Annotated in this window: 15 protein-coding genes; 8 read left to right on the top strand and 7 right to left on the bottom strand. The window is 66.1% G+C overall.

Going from position 1 to position 13927, the window contains the following annotated elements; translation table 11 throughout:
* Positions 1 to 141: 141 nt before the first annotated feature.
* A complete protein-coding gene (locus ACEL92_RS26345; protein WP_374026395.1) occupies positions 142 to 576 on the top strand; it encodes an MmpS family transport accessory protein in 435 nt (144 codons plus the stop codon).
* The gene (locus ACEL92_RS26340) at positions 573 to 3431 is read left to right on the top strand and encodes an RND family transporter (RefSeq protein WP_374023487.1); all 2859 of its coding nucleotides are present in this window, start codon (positions 573 to 575) and stop codon (positions 3429 to 3431) included. Before ACEL92_RS26345 ends, ACEL92_RS26340 begins: the two co-directional genes overlap by 4 nt.
* Before the next feature lie 249 nt (positions 3432 to 3680).
* On the opposite strand, the gene ACEL92_RS26335 is transcribed toward ACEL92_RS26340, so the two are convergent.
* Positions 3681 to 4784, bottom strand: coding sequence for a DUF1214 domain-containing protein (locus ACEL92_RS26335; protein WP_374023486.1), 1104 nt, complete (start codon positions 4782 to 4784; stop codon positions 3681 to 3683).
* Complete coding sequence (locus tag ACEL92_RS26330; RefSeq protein WP_374023485.1) at positions 4781 to 5356, bottom strand: TetR/AcrR family transcriptional regulator; 576 nt, start codon at positions 5354 to 5356, stop codon at positions 4781 to 4783. The genes ACEL92_RS26335 and ACEL92_RS26330 overlap by 4 nt, the downstream gene beginning before the upstream one ends.
* Before the next feature lie 100 nt (positions 5357 to 5456).
* Between ACEL92_RS26330 and ACEL92_RS26325 the strand changes: the two genes are divergently transcribed.
* Positions 5457 to 6620: a sulfotransferase gene (locus ACEL92_RS26325; protein WP_374026394.1), complete on the top strand. Its 1164-nt coding sequence runs from the start codon at positions 5457 to 5459 to the stop codon at positions 6618 to 6620.
* A gap of 29 nt (positions 6621 to 6649) precedes the next feature.
* Positions 6650 to 7540, top strand: coding sequence for an alpha/beta fold hydrolase (locus ACEL92_RS26320; RefSeq protein WP_374023484.1), 891 nt, complete (start codon positions 6650 to 6652; stop codon positions 7538 to 7540).
* A 3-nt stretch (positions 7541 to 7543) separates the two neighbouring features.
* On the opposite strand, the gene ACEL92_RS26315 is transcribed toward ACEL92_RS26320, so the two are convergent.
* Genes ACEL92_RS26315 through ACEL92_RS26305 form a run of 3 tightly spaced genes read right to left on the bottom strand, consistent with a single transcriptional unit; the run spans position 7544 to position 9453 of the window.
* Complete coding sequence (locus tag ACEL92_RS26315; protein WP_374023483.1) at positions 7544 to 8587, bottom strand: zinc-binding dehydrogenase; 1044 nt, start codon at positions 8585 to 8587, stop codon at positions 7544 to 7546.
* Positions 8588 to 8590: 3 nt separating this feature from the next.
* Positions 8591 to 8803: a molybdopterin-binding protein gene (locus ACEL92_RS26310; protein ID WP_067755312.1), complete on the bottom strand. Its 213-nt coding sequence runs from the start codon at positions 8801 to 8803 to the stop codon at positions 8591 to 8593.
* 38 nt (positions 8804 to 8841) lie between these two features.
* Positions 8842 to 9453, bottom strand: a complete 612-nt coding sequence (locus tag ACEL92_RS26305) for a TetR/AcrR family transcriptional regulator (protein ID WP_374023482.1) — start codon at positions 9451 to 9453, stop codon at positions 8842 to 8844.
* A gap of 131 nt (positions 9454 to 9584) precedes the next feature.
* Between ACEL92_RS26305 and ACEL92_RS26300 the strand changes: the two genes are divergently transcribed.
* Positions 9585 to 10910 (top strand): cytochrome P450, encoded by a 1326-nt coding sequence (locus tag ACEL92_RS26300; protein ID WP_374023481.1) that lies wholly within the window; start codon positions 9585 to 9587, stop codon positions 10908 to 10910.
* A gap of 12 nt (positions 10911 to 10922) precedes the next feature.
* Here the strand turns inward: ACEL92_RS26300 and msrA are convergent, their stop codons facing one another.
* Positions 10923 to 11435 carry a peptide-methionine (S)-S-oxide reductase MsrA gene (gene msrA, locus ACEL92_RS26295; protein WP_068079196.1) on the bottom strand — a complete coding sequence of 171 codons (513 nt, stop codon included), beginning with the start codon at positions 11433 to 11435 and terminating at the stop codon, positions 10923 to 10925.
* Between the two features lie 90 nt (positions 11436 to 11525).
* Between msrA and ACEL92_RS26290 the strand changes: the two genes are divergently transcribed.
* The 3 genes from ACEL92_RS26290 (at position 11526) to ACEL92_RS26280 (ending at position 13500) form a co-directional block, all read left to right on the top strand.
* Positions 11526 to 12032 (top strand): nuclear transport factor 2 family protein, encoded by a 507-nt coding sequence (locus ACEL92_RS26290; RefSeq protein WP_374023480.1) that lies wholly within the window; start codon positions 11526 to 11528, stop codon positions 12030 to 12032.
* A complete protein-coding gene (locus ACEL92_RS26285) occupies positions 12029 to 13054 on the top strand; it encodes an NAD-dependent epimerase/dehydratase family protein (protein ID WP_374023478.1) in 1026 nt (341 codons plus the stop codon). The genes ACEL92_RS26290 and ACEL92_RS26285 overlap by 4 nt, the downstream gene beginning before the upstream one ends.
* 65 nt (positions 13055 to 13119) lie before the next feature.
* Positions 13120 to 13500 carry a DUF427 domain-containing protein gene (locus ACEL92_RS26280; RefSeq protein WP_374023477.1) on the top strand — a complete coding sequence of 127 codons (381 nt, stop codon included), beginning with the start codon at positions 13120 to 13122 and terminating at the stop codon, positions 13498 to 13500.
* Here the strand turns inward: ACEL92_RS26280 and ACEL92_RS26275 are convergent.
* Positions 13497 to 13892, bottom strand: coding sequence for a nuclear transport factor 2 family protein (locus ACEL92_RS26275; RefSeq protein ID WP_374023476.1), 396 nt, complete (start codon positions 13890 to 13892; stop codon positions 13497 to 13499). The genes ACEL92_RS26280 and ACEL92_RS26275 overlap by 4 nt on opposite strands.
* Positions 13893 to 13927: the final 35 nt, after the last annotated feature.

The raw sequence follows: 13927 nt of genomic DNA, 5'->3' as shown, positions 1-13927 counted from the left end.
ACCCGGGGCCTGGCCAACACCGACGGAGCCACCGCCGCTTTGGTCGCCACAGCCCGGGCAGCTCGAACCAGAAGTCCGCATCCGAGCGGTTCGGCCGCCCATCCCGAGCTCGGCGGCGCGGTGAGCCACGGCATGGCGCGCATTTGTCGTTTCTTAGGTGACCGATGGGTGGTACTAGTCGCAGTGATTGTCGTCGCGATCAGTGGCACGCTCGTCTACCGCATGCATGGAATCTTCGGCACCACAAGTCAATCCGGGCATAGCGCAACCGGTGACGTGGGCCAGATTAGGCAGTTCAGCGTCAAGCGGGTGTTATACGAGGTCGAAGGTTCGGCGGGCACGAACGGCAGCCTGAGTTACCTAGATGAAAACGCCGCACCACATCGGGCGGATTTCACGACGCTGCCCTGGTCGCTGCTGGTCACGACCACTCTGCCGGCGATGTTCGCCAACCTGGTCGTCCAGGGGGATAGCGACACCATCGGCTGCCGAATCACAGTCAACGGTCAGGTCCGCGACGACCAGTCCGCGCACGGGCGGGATGCGCAGGCCTTCTGCCTGGTGAAGGCCGCATGAGTGGCGAGCATTCGACGCGGTCGGGCATCGCGCACACGATCCGCGTCCTGGCGATACCGATCATCTTGTTCTGGTTCGCGGTCATGGCACTCACCAATGCCTTAGTGCCGCCGTTGGAGAAGGTCGGCAAAGCCAACTCGGTGTCGCTATCCCCACAGGACGCGCCGGCGCTGATCTCCACGAAACGGCTGGGCAAGGATTTCCGGCAGTTCGATTCCGACAGCGCCGCGATGGTCGTGCTGGTCGGTGACGCGCCGTTGGGCGACGCGGCCCACCAGTACTACGACGGCCTGCTTCGCCGGCTTGAAGCCGACACCAAACACATCGAGCATGTGCAGAACTACTGGGGTGACTTGATCACCGCCGCGGGCTCGCAAAGCACCGACAGCAAAGCCGCCTACGTCCAAGTCAACCTCGCGGGCAGCCAGGGCGAGACCTTGGGCAACGAGTCCGTGGCCGCGCTGCGCAACATCGTCGACACCTCCCACCCCCCACCGGGCTTGAAGGTCTACGTCACCGGTCAGGCTCCGTTGACTGCGGACATGACCGAGGCCGCCGACAAAAGCATGATGAAGATCACCTTTATCACGCTGGCGGTGATCACGGTCATGCTGCTGGTGGTGTACCGCTCGATCGGAACCACGTTGGTGATGATGGCCATCGTGGTGGTCGAGATGAATGCCGCACGTGGTGTCGTTGCCACAGTCGGGAACTTCCACCTGCTGGGGCTGTCGGTGTTCGCGACGAGTCTGATGACCTCACTTGCGATCGCAGCCGGCACCGACTACGGCATCTTTTTGGTCGGCCGCTACCAGGAAGCCCGCCGGGCGGGCCAGGACCGCCAAGACGCCTACTACACCGCGTTTCGCGGTGTAGGACACGTGATATTGGGTTCCGGGCTTACCGTGGCCGGTGCGATGCTGTGCCTGCACTTCACCCGGTTGAATTACTTCAGCTCGATGGGGCTTCCCAGCGCGCTTGGCCTTGCTGTCGTCGTAATGGCCTCCCTGACGTTGGCGCCGGCCGTGCTGGTGGTCGGCACCCGATTCAAACTGTTCGACCCGAAAAGGTTGGACAGTCGGTCGCGGGGCTGGCGGCGGATAGGTACGGCGGTCGTGCGATGGCCCGCGCCGATTCTGGCCGCTGCGCTCGCCCTCACGCTTGTTGGCCTGCTAGCCCTGCCGGGCTACAAAACCAGTTACAACGATCGCTACTACATCCCCGACTCGGTACCCTCCAACGTCGGCTACGCCGCGGCCGAACAGCATTTCAGCGCCGCGCGGATGAATCCCGACATTCTGCTGGTGGAGGCCGGTCGCGACCTGCGTAACCCCGCCGACATGATCGTGTTGGACAAGATCGCCCGCAATGTGTTTCGGGTGCCCGGCATCGCACGGGTGCAAGACATCACCCGGCCGTTGGGTGCCCCGATCGCCCACTCCACGATCCCGTTCCAAGTCAGTCTGCAATCGGTGTCGCTGACCGAGAACATGCAGTTCCTCACCGACCGCATGAAAGACCTGCTCACGATGAGCGATGACCTTGGCCGCCAGATCGCGATCATGCAGCATATGCAAGGCCTGATGAAACAGCTGGCCGCCGACACCCACGATCTGGTCGGGACGATGGCCGACCTGAAGGCCACCACCGACCAAATGCGGGACAACTTCGCTGATTTCGATGATTTCTTTCGCCCCATCCGCAGCTACTTCTACTGGGAAAAGCATTGCTTTGACATCCCGGTCTGCTGGGCGATGCGCTCGCTATTCGAAAGCCTCGACGGGGTGGACAAGCTCGACGACAACCTGGCAGCGTCTCTGAAGACCCTGACTGACATGGACCGCGTGCTGCCCCAGCTCGTCGCGATGCTGCCACCCCTGATCTCGGTGTCTCAGCACATGCAGGATCTGACCAAGACCATGTACGCGTCGTTTTCCGGGCTGCTCGACCAAATCCGCCGGATGACCGACACGGCCAGCGTGATGGGGCAATCATTCGACGACGCCAGAAGCGACGAGTACTTCTACTTGCCGCCTGAGGCGTTCACCAGCCCGGACTTCCAGAAAGGCTTAAGGCTGCTCGTATCGCCCGATGGCATGTCGGCCCAGTACATCATCACCCACGACGTCGACCCTGCCACCCCGGCAGGAATCTCTACTGTAGACGCCGAACTGAAAGCGGCTCAGGAATCGGTCAAGGGCACGCCGCTGGCCGACGCGAAGTTCTGGTTGGGCGGTACTGCGGCCACCTTCAAAGACATTCAGGTCGGCGCCAAGTGGGACCTGCTGATCGCGGCTGCCGGCGCCGCCACACTGATCTTTCTGGTCATGTTGATCATCACCCGCGCCCTGATCGCCGCGGTGGTCATCGTCGGCACCGTGGTGATTTCGCTAGCGACGTCGTTCGGCTTGTCGGTGTTGGTCTGGCAGTACTTGATTGGCATGGACATGCATTGGATGACACTGGCGTTTTCGATCATCATCCTGTTGGCGGTGGGCTCGGACTACAACCTGTTGGTGGTATCGCGATTCAAGGAAGAAATCCACGCGGGAATCAACACCGGCATCATTCGCACCATGGGCGCTACCGGCGGCGTGGTCACCTCAGCGGGCCTCGTCTTTGCCGTCACCATGGCGTCCTTAGGCACTAGCGACCTCACCGAAATCGGCCAAGGGGGCACCACGATTGCACTCGGACTGCTGTTCGACACCGTTGTGGTGCGGTCGTTGATGACACCCACCATCGCCGCGCTGCTGGGCCGATGGTTCTGGTGGCCGCTGCGGGTGCGCAGGCAGGCCCCCGGGCCACAGCCAACATCGGCGCTTCAACCCTCGCACGCTGCGGTGGCCGGATGAACAGTAATATTCATAATCCTGATGGGCGTGGGACGCGTTCTGGCATACCCCGTCGGCCCCCTGGCCAGGGACACCGAGTCGCCTGGCCTTCAGCTGTCAAGCCTTGCTGAACGCATCGGAATTCGTTGTCCGAATGATGAGCCGCCGGCTCCCGATGAGCTGATGACCCTTTCGGCAGCCCGCTGGCCGCGGTCGAGAAAGTCATCACCGGCGCCACGACCATCGAAGACCGTGACCGCCCTGCCGCGATCAGCGCGCACCGCGACTTCGGCGAGGTAGCTTCACCAGTTCGACCGTGGGCCGCTGCGGCACCTCATCGGCGAGAAACCAGCGAAAGGCGAGGTTGCCTCGCGGATAGCCCAGCGTTGTCAGCGAATTCGGATGGTCCGTCATTGCGCGGGACAGCACGACCGTCACCGTGCCGTCGCTGTTGAGCGCGGCGCTGTGACCGTTGATCGAGCAGCGGGCGTCGGCCGCGCCGAACGTGGCCATGAATTGGTTCCACACCACCAGGTTCCAAAACCTGCATGACGGAGGGCGGTGCGTGATGACCAGCGCTTCGTCCTCGTCAAGCACGAAGCTGCCGTAGGAGTAACAGGCGTCGCGCGCCGACCAACCGAAGTTGGCGTCGGGTACCTGGTACGGTTCGGCGAATTCATTTGCTGCGTGGACGGTTTCGTGTCCCAGGGCATGCTGGTCTGCCACGCGGGTCCCGACGGCCAGCGGCACGATGGCGAACATCGTGCGCAACCAGGTCGTCGCCGCCCGCAACCGCGCGGCCGTCTCGGCATCCCCGTGCCGAATCGGATCCGGCCCGTCGAGCGCCTCGATCCGCCAGGTGACGGGTCGGCCGGTCAGCGGGTCGGCCTGGTAGTCGCGGGTCATCAGCACGGCGGCGTCGGGAGTGGGCCCGAACTCGAAGCTGAAGTTGCCGTCGGCGTCGACGTCGAGATCACTGTCGCGGACGATCGCGACCACCCGGTCCGACCACGCGCCCGGTGACGGCTCGTTGTAGGCCGTCACCGAAAAGTAGACGCTGTCACCCTTGTTGCCGCGGATGCGATAGCGGCGCTGCGGATCGACCGGGCACATGTAGTAGTAGGCGTCGGTGTTGTCGCCGCCCCAGCGCCGGTCACGACGGAACGGCGTGTTCACCGCCACGAACTGCGGCCGGCCGGGTTCGGTGAAGAGATACGCGTCGAAGGCGACGCCGAGCGTGCTGGCGAGCATGCGATAACCGTCGGCGACGTGCCGGTCGTCGACCACCGCGCGATCGCCCTCCAGGAAGGAGCGGTCAAGGGTGCCCAGGGTGCCGAGCAGCTCCTGCCAGGCGGCCGTCGTTTCGTGGGTCATGCGCGGATTCCCTTCAGGAGCAACGTGGTTGTGCGATCGATCCACCCGTCGTCGAGTTCAGAGACGCGGGTGAGCAGGCCCATCAGTGTGATACCGGCGATGGCGTCCGTGAGTTCGGTGGCGGTCACGTCGGGCCGGACCTCGCCGCGGCGCGCCGCCCGGTCCAGCAACTCGGCGAGACCGCCACCGATGACGCCGGCGAACCGCTCCAGCAGCGCCGAATGCAGGGTCGGGTCCGCTGCCATCTCGCCCACCAACCCGGGCAGGGCGGCCCTGGCCGCCGGAGTTGTCAGGAAAACCATTGCCCGACGGACCATTTCGCGCAGGTCTTCGGGCAGCGACCCGGTATCGGGCAGCTCGGTGGCGGCGCCGACGGGGAACACCGCCTCGTGGACCAGGTGCGCTTTGCTGGGCCAGCGCCGGTAGATCGCGGGCTTGCTGGTGCCGGCACGTTCGGCGATCGCGGAGACCAACAGCCCGGCATACCCGGTCTCGGCGAGCAGTTCCACGGTCGCGCTGAGCACGGCGGCGTCGATGCGCGGGTCACGGGGCCGACCAAAATCCACTACCATTACGAAACCGAGAGTAACATAAGTCGCCGTGACCAACACCGTTCGCCTTGACGACCTCGCCCGGCCCCGCTTCAGCCCCGAGGGCCAGCAGATTCTCGACATGATGGCCTCGCTGGCACCGGATTGCCCACTGGACGCCGAGGCGCTGCACGCCAGGGCCGCGGCGGACACCGGCCTGCACGACTTCGGCCCGCCGGACTATTGCGAGCGGCTCGGCGTCTTACTCGCCGCGCTGCGTGACATCGACGGCCTCCACGACGCGGGCAGGGTGAATTTCTACGGCCAACTGCTGCAACTGCTGAAGAACCGGCTGTTGTTGACCGACCTGTTGCGGCGGCATCCCGAAATCGACGACATCGAGTTGCAGCCACCGGTGGTGATCGCCGGACTGCCGCGCACCGGCACCACCCACCTGCACAACCTCCTGGCGGCCCCGCCCACCTTCCGCACCATGCCGTACTGGGAAAGCGTCGAACCGTTCCCGCTGCCGACCGAGGCCGGGATCGAGCCGGACCCGCGGCGGGCGCGGATGGACGTCGCGGTCGGCGTGATGAACACCGTGATGCCCAATTTCCCGCTGATGCACGAGATGACCACTGACCACGTCCACGAAGAGATTCAGCTGCTGGCCAACGACTTTTCGACCATGCTCTTCGAGACGCTGGCCGACGTGCCGCGCTGGCGTGACTACTACCAGACCCACGATCAGACGCCGCACTACGAATACCTCGCCCGGCAACTCAAGGCCATGCAGTTCCTGCGCGGCGGCAGGCGCTGGCTGCTCAAGTCGCCCCAGCATCTTGAGCAGGTGCCGGTGCTCGACCGGGTCTTCCCCGGCAGCGTCGTCGTTTTCACCCACCGCGACCCGGTGCCGGTGGCGCTGTCGATGATCGCGATGATCACCTACTCGGCGCGCATGCACCGCTCGCGCGTCCCGGTGGAGGAGATCGCGGCATCGTGGATCGACCGCCTGGACGACATGCTGACCGCGTTCGTCCGCGATCGCGACACCATCGGGCCCGAACGGTCGATCGACGTCCGGTTCGACGACTTCATGGCCGACCAAACCGGCGTCGCCGACCGGGTATATGCGCTGGCCGGCGAGCCGTTCAGCGATGAAGCCGGGACGGCGATCGACGAGTACCTGACGGGTCATCGGCGCGGCCGGCTCGGATCCGTCGCGACGTCCTGCGCGATGTTCGGGCTGGACGAGGCCGACCTGCGCGACCGGTTCGCGCCTTATGTCGAGCGCTTTCTGGCCTAACCCGCGGCAGGCGGCTACCTTCTCACTCCATGGTCACTATGCCCGCGCTGGACGGTGTCGAACACAGGTATGTGGAGCTCGGAGGGGGTGTGACGATCCACGTCGCGGACTCCGGCCCGGCCGAAGGGCCGGCGGTGATGCTGGTGCACGGCTTCCCGCAGAACTGGTGGGAGTGGCACAACCTGATCGGGCCGCTGGCCGCCGACGGCTATCGGGTGCTGTGCCCCGACCTGCGCGGCGCCGGCTGGAGCTCGGCGCCCCGCTCGAGCTACACCAAGACCGAGATGGCCGACGATCTGGCGGCCGTCCTGGATCGCCTCGGTGTGGCGACGGTCAAGCTCGTCGCCCACGACTGGGGCGGACCGGCGGCGTTCATCATGATGCTGCGCCACCCAGACAAAGTGAGCGGGTTCTTCGGGATCAACACGGTGGCGCCCTGGGTGAAGCGCGATCTGCGTGCGGCGCGCAATGTTTGGCGGCTCTGGTATCAGATCCCGATTTCGCTTCCGGTCGTCGGGCCTCGGATGATCGGCAATCTCAACTCGAAGGCGAGCCGCGTGCTCGGCTCGTGGGTGGGTGGCGGCTACGCACTGCCCGAGGACGACCTTCGCATCTACGCCGAGTGCATGCGCCAGCCGGGCCACGCGGAGGCGGGCTCTCGGTGGTATCGCAGCTTCCAGACCCAGGAGATGCTGCGCTGGATGCGCGGCGAGTACGACGACGCGCGTGTCGAGGTGCCGGTCCGTTGGTTGACCGGCACCCGCGACCCGGTGATCAGGCCAAACCTCACCGACGGATATTCCGACCACATCAGCGATTTCAAAGTGGAGCTGGTCGATGGCGTCGGACATTGGATCATCGACCAGCGCCCGGAACTGGTGCTCGACCGGGTTCGCACCTTCCTGCGCGGCGAAGGATAGGCGTCAGGGCTGCACAAGGATGCGGATGGGGTTGCCGTCCTGGCGCTCGAGCTTCTCGATGCCCTCCGCGACGTCCTCAAGGGCGACGATCTCGCTGATCGACCTCGAAACGTCAAGGCGCCCAGTCGAAACCAGCTTCGCCAACGTCTCGATGTCCACGTTCTGATACCCCAGATGTCCGAGCACCTGCTTGTGAGTCAACCCGAACAGGGAGGTGGGGCCGACGGTCGGCGCCTCGGCGCTCATCCCGACGCCGACCAGCCGGCCACCGGGCGTGAGGCAGTCGAGCCCCTGCTCGAACGTCGCCGCAAGCCCGACGGCGTCGAAGGCCACATCCAGGAGCCGCCCGCCGGTGACTTCCGCGATGGTGTCCCGGAGCCCGTCGTCGCGAGAGTCAAACGCGTAATCCGCGCCGAGGGTCAACGCCCGTTCCAGCACTGCGGGATTGATGTCGACGGCGATGATGGGTGCGGCGCCGACCAGCCGCGCGAGCTGGACGATGTGGGTTCCGACCCCGCCCACGCCCCACACGCCGACCGACTCACCGACCGCCACTTTCCCCGTGCGGACGACGGCCCCGAACGGCGTGGACACGGCGTCGGCCAGGATCGCGGCCTGCTCCAGCGGGACGTTGTCGGGCACGCGCGTCAAGCCCATCGCTTGCGCCACGGTGTATTCGGCCCACGCCCCGTCGTAGGCGAACGCCATCAATTGGATCCGCAGGCAATTGACCACATCGCCGCGGCGGCAGTTCGCGCAGCGTTGGCACGGCCGGCCGGCGGGAACGACCACGCGGTCGCCCTCTTTCCAGCCGGTCACTGCCGGTCCCAGTTTCGCGATGGTGCCCGACGCCTCGTGCCCCTGGGTCACCACGGGTTGCTGCGCCGGGAAGGTGCCGTTGATGAGGCTCAGGTCCGAGTGGCAAATGCCGCAGAAGGCGACCTTGACGAGAACTTCGCCGGGGCCCGGCTCGGGGATCGGAACGTCTTCGAGGGCAACGGTTTTGGTGTCCGCGTAGAAGCGCTCGGCGCGCATCGTCGAGGCCATCGGCTAGTCGACCCCGATGGTGACTTCCGTGGACTTGATGAACACGGTCGCCGGCTGCCCGGCCTCGAGCCCGAGATCGATCGCGGCGTCCTTGGTGACGGAGGACGTGACGATCTGCTCACCGCCGTCGAGCTTGACCTTCACGATCGCCATCACGCTGCCGAGGTCGACCTCGGTGATGGTCCCTTTGAGTTGGTTCCGGGTCGATAGCCGCATCGCAAGGTCCTTCGTTCGGTTGGCGTCTGCGATCGACCCTACTGGCGCGGGCCGAGCAGGGCTATGGAGGCGTCGACGGCCGGCTCCACGATGCCCCGTACCGGGTTTCCGTCTTCGACCGCGAGGGCGGTCAGTTCGCGCAGACCGCCGAGCAGGATGACCGCCAACGGTGCGGTCAGGGGAGGCAGCGCGGCCCGCTGGAAACCGGGACTGGCGCTGAGGTCGATCAGCAGGCTGGACAGCAGCTGCAGCCCGCGGCGCTGCACAGGGCGGGCGGCGGCGCCGAGCGAGGGCAGCTCGCGAATCCAGCTGAGCGTGATGGCCGGCCGGGACTCGATGTAGCTGACGTACGCCTCGACCGCCTGGCGGATCTGCTGATGCCAGTCGGCCTCGGGATCGACGGCCGCCGCAATGCACTCACCGAGCCTTTCGATATCGGTCCCGAGGAGCTCGAGGAAACACTCGTCCTTGCTGGCGAACTGGTCGTAGAAGGTGCGCTTGGAGGTGCGGGCGTGACGCACCACGTCGGCGACGGTGGTGGCGCGGTAACCGCGCTCGGCGATGGAGGCGGCGAGGCCGTCGAGCAGCCTCAGCCGGAATGGGTCGCCAAGGACCGCTTCGTCAGCCGTCGCTGTCGCCGCTGCGGTCACGGGCGGCCCCTTCCGTCAGGCAGGACCCCTCTTGTCAGAGGTTGGTACTACAGAGTACCGTATCGGGAAAGGTCTTGGTACACCGCGGTACCGCCCCGATTTTCGGGGGAGATGATGGGGAGCAGCCCGCCATGAGTGAAGTCGTCACCGCCCCCGCGGCCTCCGCCCCCGTCCGGCTGCCCCCGGCGACCCGGCTGCCAAAACTGTTGCAGGGCCTGGGTTTCGCCGTGTCGCGTCGGGGGATGATCCAGCGCCTGGCCCGTCGTTACGGCGACGTTTTCGCGCTGAACCTGCCGATGTACGGCGAGGTCGTGGTGGTCGCCGACCCGCAACTGGCCAAGCAGATCTTCACCACCAGCCCCGACGAGCTGGGCAACATCCAGCCCAACCTCAGCCGGTTGTTCGGCTCGGGGTCCGTGTTCGCGCTCGACGGCGAGGACCACCGCAGGCGGCGCCGGTTGTTGGCGCCACCGTTCCACGGCAAGAGCATGAAGAAGTACGAGTCGATCATCGAAGAAGAGACCCTCCGGGAGACCGCCGAATGGCCCGAGGGTAAGGCGTTCCCGACGCTGCCGTCGATGATGCGCATCACGCTCAACGCCATCCTGCGTGCCGTCTTCGGGGCCGAGGGCGCCGAGCTCGACGAGCTGCGCCGCCTCATCCCGCCGTGGGTCACGCTGGGTTCGCGGATGGCGACCATGCCCAAACCGCGACGCAATTACGGGCGCTTCACCCCGTGGGGGCGCCTGGACGAATGGCGGCGCCGGTATGACGCCGTGATCGACAGGCTGATCGAATCGGAGCGGGCCGATCCGAACTTCGACGAGCGCAGCGACGTGCTCGCGTTGATGTTGCGCAGCACCTATGAAGACGGTTCGGTCATGTCGCGCAAGGACATCGGCGACGAACTGCTCACGTTGCTGGCCGCCGGCCACGAAACGACCGCCTCCACCCTGGGCTGGGCGTTCGAGCGGCTGACGCGACACCCAGACGTGCTGGCCGCGCTGGCCGAAGAGGCCGACGGCGGCGGACAGGAGTTGCGTCAGGCGGCCATCCTGGAAGTCCAGCGGGCGCGGACGGTGATCGATTTCGCCGCGCGGCGCGTCTACCCGCCGCGTTACCAGCTCGGGGAGTGGGTCATTCCGCGGGGCATGTCAATCCTGGTGAGCATCGCGCAGATCCATGAAAACCCCGACGTGTTCGGGAATCCGGAGCGCTTCGACCCGCAACGGTACATCGGGACCAAGCCGTCGGCCTTCGCGTGGATCCCGTTCGGCGGTGGCACCCGCCGCTGTGTGGGGGCGGCGTTCGCCAACATGGAGATGGACGTAGTGCTGCGAACGGTGTTGCACCACTTCACGATCGAGACCACGACGGCGCCCGGGGAGCGGTGGCACGGCCGTGGCGTCGCCTACACGCCCAAAGACGGCGGCCGGATCGTGGTGCACCGGCGCTGAGCCGGGAGCCGCCTACTGGTCCGCGGTGGCCCGCCGCGGCAGTTTCCAGCCCGGCCTGATGTAGTGGCAGGTGTACCCGTTGGGGTAGTGCTGCAAGTAGTCCTGGTGCTCGGGCTCGGCCTCCCAAAAATCTCCGGCCGGGCTGACTTCGGTCACGACCTTGCCGGGCCACAACCCCGACGCGTCGACGTCGGCGATGGTGTCCAGCGCGATGCGCTTCTGCTCCTCGTCGAGGTAGAAGATGGCCGACCGGTAACTGGGCCCACGGTCGTTGCCCTGACGGTCCTTCGTTGTCGGATCGTGGATCTGGAAGAAGAACTCGAGCATGGTGCGGTAGTCGGTGACCGCCGGGTCGTAGACGATCTCGATGGCCTCGGCGTGCGTGCCGTGGTTGCGGTAGGTCGCATTGGGGACGTCGCCGCCGGTGTAACCGACCCGCGTCGAAACCACCCCCGGCTGTTTGCGGATGAGTTCTTGCATCCCCCAGAAACAGCCGCCGGCAAGTATCGCTTTTTCGGTTGCCATTGCTCGTCCTCCTAACCGGCCACGATGCCGCCCAGGCTACACTCCGCCGATGAGCCGCAACGTCGCGACGATTCCGGGAAGTGGCGCAGCATGACGACTCCTACGTTCTCCCGCAGCGAACTGTCCGCCGCCTTCGAGAAGTTCGAGCAGACCGTGGCGCGGGCCGCCGAAACACACGACTGGGACGCCTGGGTCGAGCAGTACACACCCGACGTCGAGTACGTCGAGCACGCGGCCGGCACCATGCACGGCCGCGACGAGGTCCGCCAGTGGATCAAGCGCACGATGACGACGTACCCCGGCAGCCACATGGTGGCGTTTCCCTCGCTGTGGTCCGTCATCGATGAGCCCACCGGCCGCATCATCTGTGAACTGGACAACCCCATGCGCGACCCGGGCGACGGGAGCGTCATCAGCGCGACCAACATCTCCATCGTCACGTACGCGGGCGACGGGTTGTGGCGCCGCCAGGAAGACATCTACAACCCACTGCGCTTCCTGCGGGCCGGAATGAAGTGGTGCCGCAAGGCCCAGGCGCTGGGCACGCTCGACGAAGACGCGGCGCGGTGGATGCGGGAGAACGGAGGAGCCCAGTGAGCACCAAGCCCAAGCTGGTCATCGGCGCCAACGGCTTCCTGGGGTCGCATGTCACCCGCCAGCTCGTGGCCGACGGGTTCCAGGTGCGGGCGATGGTGCGCCCGAACGCCAACACCCGCTCCATCGACGACCTCGAGCTGACCCGGTTCCACGGGGACGTGTTCGACGACGCCACGCTGCGTGCGGCGATGGACGGCGTCGACGACGTCTACTACTGCGTCGTCGACACCCGCGCATGGTTGCGCGACCCGACGCCGCTGTTCCGCACCAATGTCGAAGGCCTGCGCAACGTTCTCGACGTCGCCGTCAACCAACCCGACCTGCGCCGGTTCATCTTCACGAGCACCTACGCGACGGTGGGCCGGCGACATGGGCACGTGGCGACCGAGGACGACGTGATCCGGTCCCGACGGCTGACTCCCTACGTCCAATCGCGTTTGGAGGCCGAAAATCTGGTGCTGCGGTACGTGGCCGAGGCGGGCTTGCCCGCCGTCGCGATGTGCGTGTCGACGACCTACGGCAGCGGCGACTGGGGCGGCACGCCGCACGGCGCGTTCATCGCCGGCGCGGTGTTCGGCAAGCTGCCCTTTTTGATGAACGGCATCCAACTGGAAGTCGTGGGCGTCGACGACGCGGCGCGGGCCATGATCCTGGCGGCCGAGCGCGGGCGCATCGGTGAGCGATACCTGGTCTCCGAGCGGATGATCGCGTTGAACGACGTGGTCCGCATCGCGGCCGACGAGGCCGGCGTGCCACCGCCGCAACGCTCGATTTCCGTCCCGATGCTCTATGCCCTGGCCGCCGCCGGTACGCTCAAGGCGCGGCTCACGGGGAAGGACGCCGAACTCAGCCTGGCCTCGGTGCGAATGATGCGCGCCGAAGCCGACGTGGACAGCAGCAAGGCGAAGCGGGAATTGGGCTGGCAGCCGCGCCCGGTCGAGGAATCGATCCGTGAGGCGGCGCGGTTCTGGGCCGCCATGCGCACCCCCAAAAAGACCAGCCCGGCCGCGCAGCCCGAATAGGGCTGATCGGGAAGTCTCTGACGGCGTGCCGCGTTGCAATCTCAATCGGCGTCTAGGAGGAAACCATGAGCCACCCCGAAATCAAAGAGCCCAGCGCTGGCCACCCGATCACCATCGAGCCGACGACGGGCCGGGTGCAGGTTCGCGTCAACGGCGAGCTGGTTGCCGACACCACGGCCGCCCTGGAACTGCGGGAAGCCAGTTTGCCTGCGGTCCAATACATTCCGATGAGCGACGTGGTGCAGGACCGGCTGACCCGCACGGACACCAGCACCTACTGCCCGTTCAAGGGTGAGGCCAGCTATTACAGCGTCACGGGCTCGGCCGGCGACACCGTCGAGGATGTCATCTGGACCTACGAGCAGCCCTACCCGGCGGTCGCGGCGATCGCCGGGCACGTCGCCTTCTACCCGAACAAGGCCGAAATCAGCGTGTCGGCTTCCTAGTAAGTCCACCCGGGAAGCGCGGCCTCGTGTGCCCGGGTGTCGCTGTACAGGCGCATCGAGACGATCAAGCCGTCGCGGGTGTCGAAGACGCAGACGAACGGGCTGTCGTATTCGACGCCGTCGGTGGTAGTACCGCTGGCGTGCGCCTCGACCACCACGGTCTCTCCCTCGTTGACGCAGCGCACCAGGTCGATGGTGACCTCGAGTCGTTCTTTGCGTCGCTCGATCGCCCGCCGGAACGTCTCCTTGTCGCACGAGGAGCGCGTGAACAGCGTCCAGTAGGTGAAGTCGTCGCTGAGCAGCGAGAAGCCCTCGTCGAGGTCGCCCCCGTCGCTCGTACTCTGTAGGAACATCCAAGCCAGTTCGCCCTGTGGGTCATCGAACGGCGTCATCACATCGCAATACTGACTTGGCACATCGTTAACGG

Origin of the sequence: Mycobacterium hainanense (genome assembly GCF_041890355.1) — a bacterium.
In the GTDB taxonomy this organism is placed as follows: Bacteria; Actinomycetota; Actinomycetes; order Mycobacteriales; family Mycobacteriaceae; genus Mycobacterium; species Mycobacterium hainanense.
This window is presented reverse-complemented; position numbering and strand designations above follow the sequence as displayed.

Excerpts from the sequence above, each read along its gene's own strand:
- ACEL92_RS26340 (WP_374023487.1), top strand. The coding sequence starts at position 573 with ATGAGTGGCGAGCATTCGACGCGGTCGGGCATCGCGCACACGATCCGC.
- ACEL92_RS26335 (WP_374023486.1), bottom strand. The coding sequence starts at position 4,784 with ATGACCCACGAAACGACGGCCGCCTGGCAGGAGCTGCTCGGCACCCTG.
- ACEL92_RS26330 (WP_374023485.1), bottom strand. The coding sequence starts at position 5,356 with ATGGTAGTGGATTTTGGTCGGCCCCGTGACCCGCGCATCGACGCCGCC.
- ACEL92_RS26325 (WP_374026394.1), top strand. The coding sequence starts at position 5,457 with ATGATGGCCTCGCTGGCACCGGATTGCCCACTGGACGCCGAGGCGCTG.
- ACEL92_RS26320 (WP_374023484.1), top strand. The coding sequence starts at position 6,650 with ATGGTCACTATGCCCGCGCTGGACGGTGTCGAACACAGGTATGTGGAG.
- ACEL92_RS26315 (WP_374023483.1), bottom strand. The coding sequence starts at position 8,587 with ATGGCCTCGACGATGCGCGCCGAGCGCTTCTACGCGGACACCAAAACC.
- ACEL92_RS26310 (WP_067755312.1), bottom strand. The coding sequence starts at position 8,803 with ATGCGGCTATCGACCCGGAACCAACTCAAAGGGACCATCACCGAGGTC.
- ACEL92_RS26300 (WP_374023481.1), top strand. The coding sequence starts at position 9,585 with ATGAGTGAAGTCGTCACCGCCCCCGCGGCCTCCGCCCCCGTCCGGCTG.
- msrA (WP_068079196.1), bottom strand. The coding sequence starts at position 11,435 with ATGGCAACCGAAAAAGCGATACTTGCCGGCGGCTGTTTCTGGGGGATG.
- ACEL92_RS26290 (WP_374023480.1), top strand. The coding sequence starts at position 11,526 with ATGACGACTCCTACGTTCTCCCGCAGCGAACTGTCCGCCGCCTTCGAG.
- ACEL92_RS26280 (WP_374023477.1), top strand. The coding sequence starts at position 13,120 with ATGAGCCACCCCGAAATCAAAGAGCCCAGCGCTGGCCACCCGATCACC.
- ACEL92_RS26275 (WP_374023476.1), bottom strand. The coding sequence starts at position 13,892 with ATGACGCCGTTCGATGACCCACAGGGCGAACTGGCTTGGATGTTCCTA.